The following is a 13675-nucleotide window of genomic DNA, read 5'->3' on the forward strand; positions in this document are numbered from 1 at the left end:
GAACCCTTATATAGAAAGGCATTTAGCGATTTTTGTTAATTATTTTCGATCTAGAGCGAACTAATCAATTAAATCCCTTGCCAGATAAGGATTTAGTCGATTTATGCCCCCCTATCGAACCATACCAAGTAACGAAGAGCCGCGATTAGTTTGGTCCATGATTGTAATCAGTTGAAATATTGGGCGGTAAGTGTTACAATTTAACTATACATCACATCACGAAGCTAACGACAGTGATAACGCTTACCTATCAGTACAAACTAAAGGTAAACAAGAAACAGGAACGAGAGATTGTCCACATTCTTGATGTTTGCAAAAGCGTTTATAATTACGCGCTCTCGGAACGGAAAGATTGGTTACACTCTCGAAAGTGTCTTGCGGATCGTTGTTCGTTAGTTTCCGAGTACATAATTCCTGCGGATGACCCCTATCCAAATTACTTCGTTCAAGCTAAAAATCTAACGGAAGCTAAAAAAATCTATCCGATATTAAAGACGGTTAACGCTCAAGTCTTACAGCAAGTCTTAAAAACTGTAGATAAAGCTTTTGACCATATAAAATCGAAAGGCTTCGGCTTTCCTAGATTCAAGAAAAAGATGCGAAGTTTTATTTTTCCCACGCTGTCAAAAAACTTCTTAGGTGACGAATACTTAAATTTTCCACAATTGGGAAAAATTCGGATTAGGAAATCCAGAAAGTACCCGTCTGGGTTTGAGCCTAAACAAGCTCGAATTATCCAAAAAGCGTCGGGATTTTACGTTTTGGTTTCTTTCCAATCTACGGAATTAGTTCCCGATATGACAGTAGGGAAGACCTGTTTAGGAATTGACGCGGGAATTGAGAGTTTTGTCGCTACTTCACGGGGAGATTTAATCAAAGCCCCTCGATTTTTGTTGAAAGTACAGAGTAAGCTTAAATTGCTACAAAGACGCTTGAAACATCAAGTCAAAGGCTCGAACAATTGGTTAAAACTCCAAGATAAGATAGCGAGATTACACGAAAAAGTGTCTAATACTCGTAGAGATTGGCATTTTAAGTTAGCTCATTACCTTTGCGATCTCGCTGATAATATCTTTGTTGAAGATATTAACTTCGTTTCCTGGTCTAGAGGGATCGTTAGAAAACAATCTCTGGATTCAGGTATCGGTAGTTTTATTAACGAGATATTACCGTTTGTCGCTTGGAAACGGGGAAAATATTATCTTAAGGTTGATAAAAACGGAACCTCGCAAGAGTGTCCGAATTGTGGCGCAATTACTGGTAAAAAAGCGTTATCGGAAAGAGTTCACTGGTGTGATTCTTGCGGCCACATTGAACCGAGAGATACGGCATCAGCGAAGGTAATTGAGAACCGAGGAAAAAACGCGGTCGGACTGACCGTGTTAGAAAACGCTCGCGGAGGCGATTTGACGGGGATCGACTGGGTTAAACTCGGTCGATCTAGTTAAAAGCCTAAGAACCGAGAATCCCCCGCTACACCGCGCGAGCGGTTAGCGGGGGAGAGTCAATCCCCGATAACTGATAACTGCTAGACTAATTGGGTGATGCTTGCAAGATTAATAAAACCAGTGTCGAGATTAGAATGCAGGGACTTTTAAGAAAACTTTGGCGTGCGATCGAAAACTTTTTTACCCGACTTTTGGGGGGACAAGGGGGAAAGGGGAAAGTACAAGCGATCGAATCTGTTCCCCTAACCGATACAGACTACGAGTTTCTCTATATGGAGTTACTCGATGGGGTGGCCCACGGTTGGCACGAAGGCAGAATTCTGAGATTTTTTGAGAAATTGGGCGATCGAGGTCGGCAAAAAGATTGGGTAGAATGGTTAGAGCTCTTTGGCACCCGTCTGCAATCCTCCGCTTCCCTTAACCAAATTCTCGCCACCAGAATGATCCGTTTGGGAGAATTAGCTCGCGCTTTCCCCGGGATTGAACGTATTGGTGAAGCTTCCTACGAGATCGGTTATCAACTCTACAGCAAAGAAACTGCCACTTTAATCTGGGAATACGCCGGGGAAGATGAGGCCCCGGGCAGTTATTCCCTGCCGCAACCCCCAGAAAATCTCTTATATTCCAGTGAAACTAGCGATTTTAACGGTAATGACCCAGAAAATCCCCAATTAGAAACCCTCACCCTCGATGAATTATTTGACCGTCTGCAAAACGATTCTACCCTAGCGGGCCAAATGGCCGAACAATTGGGCATCGAAAATAAGGACGCAGAAAGCATTATTGATAGTCTCATCGCTCAATTTTCCGCCCAGGAAGGTAAAAACCCTGAAACTGCCGAAGATTGGTTTCATCAGGGCTTAGAACAGGCAAATTTAGGCAATTGGTCAAATGCGATCGCTGATTGGGAACAGGCCTTAAAGATCGATCCCCAATTAGCCTCGGCCTGGCATAATCGTGGTAGTGCCTTAGCCATGATCGGTAACTACGAAGAAGCGTTAAGTAGTTATGATCACGCCCTAGAAATCACCCCCAACGATCACCAAGTCATTAACGCTAGAGGCAGCGCCCTATACGGACTGCAACGTTGGCAAGAAGCCTTAGAATGTTGGCAACAGGTGCTAGAAGCGGACGATAATTTTTATCAAGCTTGGTACAATCGCGGCAGTACCCTAGAAAATTTGGGCGAAACCCAAGCAGCGATCGCCTGTTATCAAAAAGCTTTAGGGATTGCGCCGGATTTTGAGCTTGCCCAAACCCGTCTAGAGGCTTTACTAGAGCAAAAACCGCCCGAAGACGACGGTAATCCCCCTGCCTGATTTAATCTGAACTTGAGCAGTCAACAGCCTACAATGAGGAGAGGATAGAGAATAATTTTAATGAATCAGGCCCAGCAATGAGTATAAAAAGCAAACCTCCTTCACAATCCCGCCTGATCGGTAATGTTTTATTAGCCGTGGGCGGCTTATTTCTGATTGTTAACCTCCTTTTTCCGCAATTATTTGGCCCTAGCGTCCCCAAAGTTCCCTATAGTCTTTTTATCGACCAAGTGGAAGATGGCAACGTCGCTAGGGTATCCGTGGGACAGAATGAGATTCGTTATCAGCTTAAAAATGACCAAGAGGGCAACTACGGACGAATTTTCAGCACTACACCGATTTTTGACCTAGAATTGCCCAAACGTCTGGAAGCTAAGGGCGTAGAATTCGCCGCCGCACCACCGCCAAAAAATGGCTGGATTGGTAGTGTTCTCAGTTGGGTGATTCCTCCCCTGATTTTTGTTGGTATTTGGCAATTTTTCCTCGCTCGCAGCGGTGGCGGTGGTCCGGCCGGGGCCCTCTCGATTACCAAAAGTCGCGCTAAAGTCTATGTGGAAGGAGACACCACCAAAACCACTTTTGAAGATGTGGCCGGTGTGGAAGAAGCGAAAACCGAATTGGCCGAAATCGTCGAATTTCTCAAATATCCCCAACGTTACATTCAAATCGGGGCGCGGATTCCCAAGGGTGTCCTCTTAGTCGGTCCGCCGGGGACAGGAAAAACCCTGCTGGCAAAAGCAGTCGCAGGAGAAGCGGGGGTTCCTTTCTTTAGTATCTCAGGTTCGGAATTCGTGGAACTCTTTGTCGGTGCAGGGGCAGCCCGAGTGCGGGATCTGTTTGAACAGGCCAAGAAAAAAGCCCCCTGTATTATTTTTATCGATGAATTAGACGCGATCGGTAAATCTCGCGCTAACGGTAATTTTATGGGGGGTAACGATGAACGGGAACAGACTTTAAACCAATTATTGACGGAAATGGACGGTTTTAACGCTGGTGATGCGACGGTGATCGTGCTGGCCGCCACTAATCGCCCCGAAACTCTTGATCCCGCCCTTTTACGCCCCGGCCGTTTTGATCGCCAAGTGTTAGTTGATCGCCCCGATCTGGCTGGACGCTTAAAAATCCTCGAAATCTACGCAGGTAAGGTAAAATTAGGCTCGGATGCAGATTTAAAACAGATTGCTACCCGTACCCCCGGTTTTGCTGGTGCTGACTTAGCTAATCTAGTCAATGAGGCCGCTTTATTGGCAGCCCGCAATCAACGCAGCACCGTCGCCCAAGAGGACTTTAATGAGGCAATCGAGCGGGTAGTGGCCGGTTTAGAGAAGAAAAGCCGGGTTCTCTCGGAAAAAGAGAAGAAAATCGTCGCTTATCACGAAGTTGGTCACGCTCTCGTCGGTGCAGTTATGCCGGGGGGTGGTAAAGTTGCTAAGATTTCGATCGTGCCTCGCGGCATGGCAGCCCTCGGTTATACCCTGCAAATGCCCACGGAAGACCGTTTCCTTATGGATGATACGGAATTACGCGACCAAATTGCTACTCTTTTAGGCGGTCGGGCTGCCGAAGAAATTATCTTCGGTAGTATTACTACTGGGGCCGCTAATGACCTGCAGCGGGCGACAGACTTGGCCGAACGCATGGTGACAACCTATGGTATGAGTAAGACCTTGGGTCCCCTAGCCTACGAAAAAGGTCAACAGAATAGTTTTCTGGGAGATGGTATGATGAATCCCCGGCGTTTGGTGAGCGATGATACGGCCAAAGCGATCGATAATGAAGTGAAAGAGATTGTCGAAAATGGTCATCAGCAGGCCCTGGATATCCTGGCTCAAAATCGCGATTTGCTCGAAGAAATTGCCCAAGAAATCCTCAGTAAAGAGGTGATTGAAGGGGAACAATTGCAAGCACTGCTCGAGCGCGTTAAACCCCTCGATCGAGAACCTGTTACTGTTTAGATTGATTTGATTTTTGCCTTACCCCATCTTGAACAAAGATGGGTTTTTTGCCATTATACTAAATCTGATTATTAAAAACTGATTATTCATTCTTCCTTTTGCCTCTCCGCAGTCCCAGAACCCCAAAAGTTCCAATTAATCTTAACCCCTATTAGAGATTAATACTTTGTAGGGTTGATTCATGAATCAACCCTACAGCGTTCCCATTAATCTTAACCCCTATTAGAGATTGAAACTTGCAGGCAAAAATCAGCGATACTGATATTGAGATCACGATGGTGAATCCAGAAGAGCTAAAGGAGACAGAAAATGGCTAACGAAACCGTCACTTATTCCCTAGAAGCAGTTCTGACAAGGATTGAGGGGAAAATCGATTCTCTGGAAAAACGGATCGATGAGAGATTTGATCAGGTAGATGAGAGATTTGATAAGATAGAAGAACGGTTGACGAAAGTGGAAATAGGACAAGTCGAACTCAAAGGGGAGATTAAAGCCTTGGATGAGCGACTAACCACAGAAATTAAAGGGTTAACTGCAAGAGTTGCCTATCAGGAATTTACCAATCGGGGGATTCTCATCGCTCTGATTGTGGCCATTTTAGGAGGGGCTGCTAAACTTTTTGGTTTTTTCCCCAATCCCTAACAGCGATCGCCCTAAAATGCTGTAGAATTAACTTGACAAATATTAAAACGCAGCCAAAGACTCTCTGGGAAATGCAGTTAAATAATTGGATGGCGACCTAAAAATATGAGTGAATTAACTATTCGTCCAGCTAAAATTAGTGGTGTCATCCCAGATTCGATCGCCGCCGAGGTAGGTTTTGAAATCGGGGATTCGCTCGTCTCTATTAATGGTAATCGTCCCCGGGACTTAATCGATTATCAATTTTTATGTGCCGATGAATTTTTAACCCTAGAAGTGCTTGATAGTCAGGGCAAAACTCACCAAGTAAAAATCGAAAAAGATTATCATGAAGACTTAGGTTTAGAGTTTGAAACTGCCCTTTTTGATGGCTTAATTCAGTGTAATAACAAATGTCCTTTTTGCTTTATCGATCAACAACCAGAGGGCAAAAGAGAAACTTTATACTATAAAGATGATGACTATCGCTTAAGTTTTCTCTATGGCAGTTATTTAACCTTAACTAATCTCACCTCAAAAGAATGGCAGCGGATCGAAAAGATGCGGATATCACCGCTTTTTGTGTCCGTTCATGCCACGGAACCCGATCTGAGAATTCGTCTCTTAAAAAATCACCGCGCTGGTCAAATTTTAGACCATTTAAAGTGGCTACAAGCGAGACAATTACAAATTCATGCACAAGTGGTAGTTTGTCCCAATATTAATGATGGAATTCATCTCGAAAGAACCCTGTTAGATCTGGTTTCTTTTCATCGGGGAGATATTCCCTGTGTGGAGTCGATTGCCGTAGTTCCCGTGGGATTAACCCGCTTTCGTCCCCAAGAAGATGAATTAATTCCCGTTAGTCAAGAAAAAGCGCGAGAAGTTATTGAACAAGTCCAAACTTTACAGAAAAAATTTCGTCAAGAATTTGGCAGTAATGTGCTGTGGTTAGCCGATGAATGGTTTTTAATTGCCCGAGTCGATTTACCCCCTCAATCTCACTACGAAGACTATCCCCAAATCGGTAACGGAGTTGGCTCTATTCGTCAATTTATTAGGGATTTTCAGAAGACAGCCAAGAAGTTATTGCCTGCTCAAATTAGTCCCTCTAGACGGTTGGTATGGGTAGTGGGCAATGCGGTAGAACAAGCTTTTCAACCCCTAGTTAAACAGTTAAATAAGGTGCAGGGTTTAACCGTGGAATTAGTGGCTTTAAATAGTGATTATTGGGGGCAGGAAATCACGGTTACGGGTTTATTAACCGGGCAAGATATTCTCAAAGGATTACAAGGTAAAAATCTTGGGGATGGGGTTTTATTACCTTCTCTCATGCTTAAGCATGGGGAAGCGGTATTTTTAGATGATATCACCCTAGAAACTGTTATTAATCAGTTAAGAGTCCCTATTTATCCAGTCCTGGGAGTGGAGGAATTAATTAAAACTTGTCTTACTCTCAATCCTTTCTCTGACTTTCTCTCACATATAGGTGAGCAGTAAAAGTTATTAAAAGAGGGCGAATGCAATTCGCCCCTACAATAATATTATTGCGCCAATGGTAGGGGCGCATCGCGTGCGCCCAAAATGTAATATAGATATTTCGACCAAATTGATTTGAGTTTTTACTGAGCGGTATTAAGTAGAAAATTGCCGTTTTCTTGGCACTGATTACTGTTTATGGTAATCGGATTGGGTGCATCTCCTATCTGTGACTTTTTCTCACATATTGGTGAGCAGTAAAAGTGATTAAAAGAGGGCGAATGCAATTCGCCCCTACAATAATATTATTGCGCCAATGGTAGGGGCGCATCGCGTGCGCCCAAAATGTAATATAGATATTTCGACCAAATTGATTTGAGTTTTTAGTGAGCGTTATTAAGTAGAAAATTGCCGTTTTCTTGGCACTGATAACTGATAACTGATTACTGATAACTGTCTTAGCCGATTTCCACATTACCAGTCCCTTGAAACATCAGCCAAGAGAGGAAAAAATTAGCCACAAAAATCGCCAATAAAGAAGTTACCACAGCCGTGGTAGTGGATTGACCAACTCCTTTAGCACCGCCGGTGGTGGTTAAACCCCAACTGCAACCGATAATGGCAATTAAAATCCCAAAAATTAGGGACTTTAACATAGAACTAATTAAATCCCATGTTTGTAGAAAATTTTGGGCTGATTGTAAGAATAGGGAATAGGAAACACCGTAAAGACTATCAGAAATCAATAAACCACCCAGTAATCCCGTGACTAAAGAGATAATAGTGAGCAGGGGTAACATTAAACTACAGGCAATCACCCGGGGAATGACCAAATAATCGATCGGATCGGTTTTTAAAATATATAAAGCGTCAATTTGTTCTGTTACTCGCATTGTACCAATTTCGGCGGCAAAAGCCGAGCCAACTCTTCCCGCCACCACCACTGCGGTTAAAACCGGGGCTAATTCCCTGGTTAAAGCCAAGGAAAGGACTCCCCCAACAAAACTACCCGCCCCAAAAAAAATAAATTCTCTGGCTACCTGAATAGTGAAAACCATACCCACAAAAGCAGCAGTAATTAGGGCAATTGTCAAGGATTCTGGTCCAACAATGCTCATTTGTTCGAGAGTATTACGCCGGTGGATTTTGCCATTAAGAATATGTAAAAAAGTTTGTCCCGCTAACAAACCGGCAGCGCCCAAACGCTGAAACCATAAACTTAAACCACTGGCAGCATCACTTTTCCTTGGCATTTGTCGAGGGACTATCGCTAAAATTTAACTTATTATAGGCGAGAATTCCCTATGATACTAAATCCGTTGAGTAACGCACAGAAAACGGGTTTCTCCGAGAAACCCGTTTTCTACTCATGTATGATTATCCCTCGATTGTGGGGACTTGCTTTGATGCCACTCGATCGAGGGATAAGAAACTATGGTTTTGTGCTGCCAGCAGGGGATAATAGAATTTCCAGTAGCCGTCAGCTATCAACCCTGATTCTTTATCCATGCCAGATTTACCGAAAATTATCCTGAGAAACCATAAAATTGATGCTGTTAAACGATTCCATCCTTGGATATTTTCCGGGGCGATTAAAGAGATGGAGGGGGAAGTCAAAGAGGGTGCTATCGTGGAGGTTTATAGCGATCGAGGCGAATATCTAGCCACTGGACTGTATAATCCCAGCAATATTGCCGTTAAAATTCTTTCTTTCCCAAAAGTCAGCGATATTGCTCAATTATTTCTCGAAAAATTCCAGAATGCCTATCAGCTGCGGCAACAAATCGGTTTAGTGGATAACCCGAAAACTAACTGTTATCGCTTAATTAACGCTGAAGGAGACGGTTTACCCAGTTTAATCGTCGATTGGTACAATGGCACGGCGGTTATTCAAGCTTATTCCCTAGCTTTATACCAACGTCTCGATCTGATTGTCGATTGTCTGAAAACTATCTACGCTGACAATTTACGGGCAGTTTACGATAAAAGTGCCGCAGTTTTAGCGAAAAGCGCCCATATTTCCGAAAATAAATACTTATTTGGTCAAAAAACCAGCGATGAGGTGTTAGAATCTGGCCATCGCTTTATTATTGATTGGGAAAAAGGACAAAAAACGGGATTTTTCCTCGATCAAAGGGAAAATAGAGCCTTATTATCTCAATATTCCCATAATAAACGGGTTTTAAACACTTTTTCTTATTCTGGAGGCTTTTCCGTCTATGCTATGCAAGCGGGGGCTGCCCTAGTCGATTCCGTTGATAGTTCCCACGGTGCGATCGATCTTACCGAAAAAAATATCGCCCTGAATAATCTCGGTGAAGTTCCCCATCAATCCTACAGTGCCGATGTTTTTAACTTCCTGCGCGACTGTCAGGAGGATTACGATCTGATTGTCCTCGATCCCCCCGCTTTTGCCAAAAGTATCCAATCCCGTCATCAGGCGGTTATGGCTTATAAAAGATTAAATTACCAAGCTTTCCAGAAAATTCGCCCCCAAGGTATTATTTTCACCTTTTCCTGTTCCCAAGTGGTTAACGAAGAACATTTTCAGGGGGCTGTCATGGCTGCCGCTATTGAATCGGCTCGCCCAGTGCGAATTTTAGCACGTTTAAGCCAACCGGCCGACCATCCCACCAGTATCTATCACTCGGAAGGTTCCTACCTGAAAGGATTGGTTTTAGCGGTGGATTGATGGAAAATTAAACGATTACCATCCGGATCATAGATGTAGATTTCCGGACCGTGGGAAGCTTGGCTAATTTCTCCCCTAGCACCATAGCCGATTTCGCTCCAATGCTCAAGGGCTTTTTCGAGACTCTCCACCTCGAAACAAATGCTCATGCCACTGCCCCTAGAATCGCCAAATTCGTCTCTGTGGGACTCTTTAGGGCAAAAAAGACCTAACTTAAGGTTAATCAGCCTAAATTCCGCATAAACGTCGGCAAGGTAGGGGTTTGGTTCCTGTTGCAACAGTTGACGATAAAACTGCACCGAGCGATCGAAATTACTCGTGCCTAGGGCAATAAAAGCCTCTGTGTAATTGAATGGACTATCGGGGGGGTTATTCATTGGAGTTGGCAAGCTTTTTCAGTGATCGGTAAACAGTAAACTGATAACTGAATAACTGATAACTGTTTACTGATTCAAGATTGATGCTGCTACCGTTGTGGTTGACAATCTTTTGGCTAAAGTTCCACCAATGAAAGTATCTTCGGGTGGACATTGCTACTATTTATTGAATTTTAACATTTAATTTATAGGTGGCATTGCCGCGAGTTCCTCCTACAATTATTTCATAATTTCCAGTAGCAGGTAATTTTAGACTAGATTGGGTAGCTTCTGTTGTCAATATTTCCCCATTCGGTGCAATCACATCAAATACGGCGTTATTTTCTAAGGATGTAATTTTCAGATCCATTCTCTGTCCTTGATTTGCTCTTAAGAGATAAATATTTCGACTCCCTCGCACAACCGATTGATTGACGGTGGCGCTATTAGTCCCTGGTGCAAACCAGATTTGAGACAATAAACAAGGTTGTCTTTGATAAACTTCTCGTCCCGTATTCAAAGAATCTGCGGTTAATGTCCAGATTGCTTGAGTTTTTTGGGTGTCTAACTCAATTTTTGTCGTGATATTTAAGTTTAACTGATTCCCCTTTTTTGTTCCTTGTAAGGTTTGAGTATAGGAACTATAATAAGCTGCTTGTTCATTATGAATTGTAGCTTCTACCCGACCCGTGACTTGATTTCCCTGAATATAAATCCTCGCGGTAGCATCCAGATTATCATTAGCGACCGAAAAACAATAACCTTGAATCGAAGAAGTGCTAGACGCTTGAGCAACTTGTCGGGGGGAATGATTTGCTATCCCTGGTGTAACATTGACTAAACTTGCAAAAATGACTAGACATCCTAATAATTTCATCATCATCGGAACCATTCCAAGTTTTCACTAATACTAAACTAATTATCGCCCTAGCCACCATATTTAGGAGAAGTTCATTTATGAACTATTTTACCCGATTTTAAAGCATTTTGGTCTGTTTTTTTCCTCCGTTGATTAAGATTCTTCGATTTTACTATTATGGACCCTAACCCTAGAAAAATTAGAGCGGCTGTTACCGAAGGTTCAAAAACAGTTACCGGTGAATTTTGCATTAGATGTAATGTGCTTTCTATTTGGATGTTATAATCAGCTAAAGTTCGCCCCTCTTCTAAAACCCGCCAATTCAAAAATGGATTTTAGGTTCGATCCCCCCTTAGTCCCCCCTTGATAAGGGGGGTGCCGATCCCCCCTTAGTCCCCCCTTGATAAGGGGGGCATCTGATAATTTTTAACGCCTACCTACTTAATATTTCGCTAATCTCATCCAATTGGAAAGGCAAGATTTGAGAAAAAAAGTAGAAGTTAAGGAACGCGGAGCATTCGTTCTTCGATTTCTTGCCAGACGGTAGGGGAAATATTAACAGCCACTTTTTGGCAGTCGAGAATCAGGTGATTAATATAAAAATAATGCTTGTTTATATCGTCAAATTTGTAGGTGGATAACTTAAGTAATTTAGGCGTTAAATTAAAAGCAGTATTCCACCTTTTAACTAATCGATCAGCAAATTCTTGATGTTCTTTTTTAGTTGCTTTATCATCAGGAATAATTTGTTTGAAAGCTTCTAAATCAGCGATTAATTGGGAAAAATTAACCTTAGAAATAATTCGATTCTGAGCAAATAAGTTAACTAACTGGACAAACTCATCGATGAGTTTGGGGGTAAAGAAGATACGGGAGATTTTGTAGGTGATCTCGGGGGCGTAGGCGTTGGCGATGTAGATGCTGTTGGTGATGGCGATACCGATGAAGTTGGCGTTGGCGGTAACAATGAAGTTGGCGTTGGCGGTGACGTTGGCGTTGGCGATGAAGAGCCAATAGGCGATCGCTCTTCTTCCTACAGGTTTAATCGGACTATCAACAGAATCTTTAGTCATCTCATCAGCCCATTGTAAAATCGGCACGAATTTTTGACTGAGGGGCGTTTTAAGATAATTATGGGCTTCTTTCTCCATTGCTAATAACAATTTATCGGCTTTCCCTCGCATCAAACCCGCCACTAACAAAAACACCTCTTCCCAACGAGTTTCTGTTATATGATTCTTAACTGTTTCTTCAATCAAATCATTATCATAGATATACTGAGCCGTGAGGTATTCCTGAAGGGTTAAATGAGAAAAAGAATAGATATCTCTCGCCCGCTCTACTAAAATTCCCTGTTCAATTTCAATGGTTTTTAATACTTTTTCTCCGTCCAGATGTTGCGGAGCATTTAAGTTTTGTTTAAGGTGATCTTTAATTTGCTTAACAACTTCTCGTTTTTCTAGAAAAAGTTTATCTGCTACAAAATTCTGATAAGCAATTTCAGATAGCAAAATTTCTTCTTGCTCAATACTGAGATTTTCATAAACTAAACCGCGATTAGGTAAACGTTTTTCGGCTGACCATTTTTCCAATAAAATTCGTAACGCATCTTGATAAAGGCGACTGCGATTTGTGGGAAAAGATTGATTTTCATCATAAACTAAACACAAAAAAGTCAACAATAACGGTGTATGGGCTAACTCTTTTGCACTTTTATACTCCTCCTTTTGCAACAGTTCCCAACAATTTTTAGCCGTCTCATTTTTGCGATCTAATTCCGAACTAAACCAATGTTCAATAAAACTTTGAATTTGCTGATCATCAAATTCGACAATTTCAATATCGGTAAATCGTCGAAGATGAGTTCTAGCAGCAGTGCGGCAGGAGAGAATAAAACGATTTTTATGATACCTATCTACAAAATCTTTAATTTTCTCGATTACATTATAAACATTAGCTGTTGGCACTTCATCCAAACCATCTAATAAAATTAGTAATTCCCCTTTTTCTAGTTTATTGCTAATATTTTTTTCCACATTGGGAAAACCACAGATTTTAAACTCCTCTTCAATTAATACCTGAATATTAATCTCGTTTTCTTTAAAGTTTTTCAACTCCAGTAAAACAGGTGTTAGAGAATGCTGATAACTGTCTTTATTTCCCTTGAGAGCTTCTAAACCAACTTTTCGCAAAAATGTAGATTTACCAATACCAGGATCACCAAGTACCATTAAATATTGTTCTTGATTAGCCAAAAGTAAACCATCTTTTTTACCATCATCCCTAAAGTTAAATCGTCGCTGCTTACTCTCACGATATTTATTTTCTAAATTTTCATCATAATAATCCCTGACTAAATTTCCTAAACATTTGACATTAATATAAATTGACTCCAAATCCATCGGCTTAGACATTTTTAAAACCTTAATCATGCCGTGCCGATCCCAGTAACGTTGAGTATATTCCCGTAAAAAAAGATACTTTCCCTCTTTGAAAAGCTGTCCGACATCTTTATTCAATAACTCATTTTTATTAATACCCTCCCACCCCGATTTAATCATTTGACCAATAAAATTATTAGTCAATGCCGTTACAATGGTTGTTTCAATTCCTGTCATAACTTAACCCCTGTAAACCCTCTGAAGTTCAGTATAAGCCAGAAAGCGGGTTTCCCAACAACTCAGAAACCCGCTGGCTCTTTTGGATTTGGTGGGTAAAATGTATTCTGAGATATAGTCCTGCTGGCGAGGGAGTGGAGGGAACCACTCCAGACACAGAGGACACAAAGATCGATCGATCATATAGTAAGTTAAACTTATCACACAGAACCTAGAAGAGCCCAGAGAGGGGAGAGGAGAATAAATAAAAATAATCTCCTGAATCCCGACTCCTGAATCCTGATAACTGATTAAATGCCGTGACTTTTGCCGATTACCCAATGACGAC

The 13675-nt window shown here is 42.0% G+C and carries 11 protein-coding genes; 6 read left to right on the forward strand and 5 right to left on the reverse strand.

Annotated elements, in window-relative coordinates; genetic code table 11:
- The first annotated feature begins 233 nt into the window (after positions 1–233).
- The 5 genes from IM507_RS07955 (at position 234) to IM507_RS07975 (ending at position 6843) form a co-directional block, all read left to right on the forward strand.
- Positions 234–1448 carry an RNA-guided endonuclease InsQ/TnpB family protein gene (locus tag IM507_RS07955; protein WP_123230345.1) on the forward strand — a complete coding sequence of 405 codons (1215 nt, stop codon included), beginning with the start codon at positions 234–236 and terminating at the stop codon, positions 1446–1448.
- A 134-nt stretch (positions 1449–1582) separates the two neighbouring features.
- Positions 1583–2767, forward strand: coding sequence for a tetratricopeptide repeat protein (locus tag IM507_RS07960; RefSeq protein WP_287636861.1), 1185 nt, complete (start codon positions 1583–1585; stop codon positions 2765–2767).
- Between the two features lie 77 nt (positions 2768–2844).
- Positions 2845–4722: an ATP-dependent zinc metalloprotease FtsH4 gene (gene ftsH4, locus IM507_RS07965; protein ID WP_002736707.1), complete on the forward strand. Its 1878-nt coding sequence runs from the start codon at positions 2845–2847 to the stop codon at positions 4720–4722.
- A gap of 309 nt (positions 4723–5031) precedes the next feature.
- Positions 5032–5364, forward strand: a complete 333-nt coding sequence (locus tag IM507_RS07970; RefSeq protein ID WP_002737391.1) for a DUF4164 family protein — start codon at positions 5032–5034, stop codon at positions 5362–5364.
- A 105-nt stretch (positions 5365–5469) separates the two neighbouring features.
- Positions 5470–6843, forward strand: a complete 1374-nt coding sequence (locus tag IM507_RS07975; RefSeq protein ID WP_002735707.1) for a TIGR03279 family radical SAM protein — start codon at positions 5470–5472, stop codon at positions 6841–6843.
- A 437-nt stretch (positions 6844–7280) separates the two neighbouring features.
- Here IM507_RS07975 and IM507_RS07980 read toward each other — a convergent pair whose 3' ends face one another.
- Both IM507_RS07980 and IM507_RS07985 read right to left on the reverse strand, forming a co-directional pair.
- Positions 7281–8075 carry an MlaE family lipid ABC transporter permease subunit gene (locus IM507_RS07980; protein ID WP_123230344.1) on the reverse strand — a complete coding sequence of 265 codons (795 nt, stop codon included), beginning with the start codon at positions 8073–8075 and terminating at the stop codon, positions 7281–7283.
- Between the two features lie 124 nt (positions 8076–8199).
- Positions 8200–8331 carry a hypothetical protein gene (locus tag IM507_RS07985; RefSeq protein WP_002737283.1) on the reverse strand — a complete coding sequence of 44 codons (132 nt, stop codon included), beginning with the start codon at positions 8329–8331 and terminating at the stop codon, positions 8200–8202.
- On the opposite strand from IM507_RS07985, the gene IM507_RS07990 reads away from it, so the two are divergent.
- Entirely contained in the window at positions 8330–9514 is a 1185-nt protein-coding gene (locus tag IM507_RS07990; RefSeq protein WP_002736162.1) for a class I SAM-dependent rRNA methyltransferase, read from the forward strand. The two genes, IM507_RS07985 and IM507_RS07990, sit on opposite strands and share 2 nt — an antisense overlap.
- Here the strand turns inward: IM507_RS07990 and IM507_RS07995 are convergent.
- From IM507_RS07995 to IM507_RS08005, 3 genes are all read right to left on the reverse strand, one after another.
- Positions 9481–9891, reverse strand: a complete 411-nt coding sequence (locus IM507_RS07995) for a VOC family protein (protein ID WP_002735740.1) — start codon at positions 9889–9891, stop codon at positions 9481–9483. The two genes, IM507_RS07990 and IM507_RS07995, sit on opposite strands and share 34 nt — an antisense overlap.
- A 163-nt stretch (positions 9892–10054) precedes the next feature.
- On the reverse strand, positions 10055–10762 hold the full coding sequence (locus IM507_RS08000; RefSeq protein WP_123230342.1) for a hypothetical protein: 708 nt from the start codon (positions 10760–10762) through the stop codon (positions 10055–10057).
- A gap of 467 nt (positions 10763–11229) precedes the next feature.
- On the reverse strand, positions 11230–13347 hold the full coding sequence (locus IM507_RS08005; protein ID WP_123230341.1) for an NACHT domain-containing protein: 2118 nt from the start codon (positions 13345–13347) through the stop codon (positions 11230–11232).
- Between the last annotated feature and the right edge of the window lie 328 nt (positions 13348–13675).

The sequence above is a fragment of the Microcystis sp. M20BS1 genome, from assembly GCF_020245305.1.
In the GTDB taxonomy this organism is placed as follows: domain Bacteria; phylum Cyanobacteriota; class Cyanobacteriia; order Cyanobacteriales; family Microcystaceae; genus Microcystis; species Microcystis ichthyoblabe_A.

Bases quoted from the DNA above. Each gene is read 5' to 3' on its own strand.
- IM507_RS07960 (WP_287636861.1), top strand. From the start codon at position 1,583: ATGCAGGGACTTTTAAGAAAACTTTGGCGTGCGATCGAAAACTTTTTT.
- ftsH4 (WP_002736707.1), top strand. From the start codon at position 2,845: ATGAGTATAAAAAGCAAACCTCCTTCACAATCCCGCCTGATCGGTAAT.
- IM507_RS07970 (WP_002737391.1), top strand. From the start codon at position 5,032: ATGGCTAACGAAACCGTCACTTATTCCCTAGAAGCAGTTCTGACAAGG.
- IM507_RS07975 (WP_002735707.1), top strand. From the start codon at position 5,470: ATGAGTGAATTAACTATTCGTCCAGCTAAAATTAGTGGTGTCATCCCA.
- IM507_RS07980 (WP_123230344.1), bottom strand. From the start codon at position 8,075: ATGCCAAGGAAAAGTGATGCTGCCAGTGGTTTAAGTTTATGGTTTCAG.
- IM507_RS07990 (WP_002736162.1), top strand. From the start codon at position 8,330: ATGCCAGATTTACCGAAAATTATCCTGAGAAACCATAAAATTGATGCT.
- IM507_RS07985 (WP_002737283.1), bottom strand. From the start codon at position 8,331: ATGGATAAAGAATCAGGGTTGATAGCTGACGGCTACTGGAAATTCTAT.
- IM507_RS07995 (WP_002735740.1), bottom strand. From the start codon at position 9,891: ATGAATAACCCCCCCGATAGTCCATTCAATTACACAGAGGCTTTTATT.
- IM507_RS08000 (WP_123230342.1), bottom strand. From the start codon at position 10,762: ATGGTTCCGATGATGATGAAATTATTAGGATGTCTAGTCATTTTTGCA.
- IM507_RS08005 (WP_123230341.1), bottom strand. From the start codon at position 13,347: ATGACAGGAATTGAAACAACCATTGTAACGGCATTGACTAATAATTTT.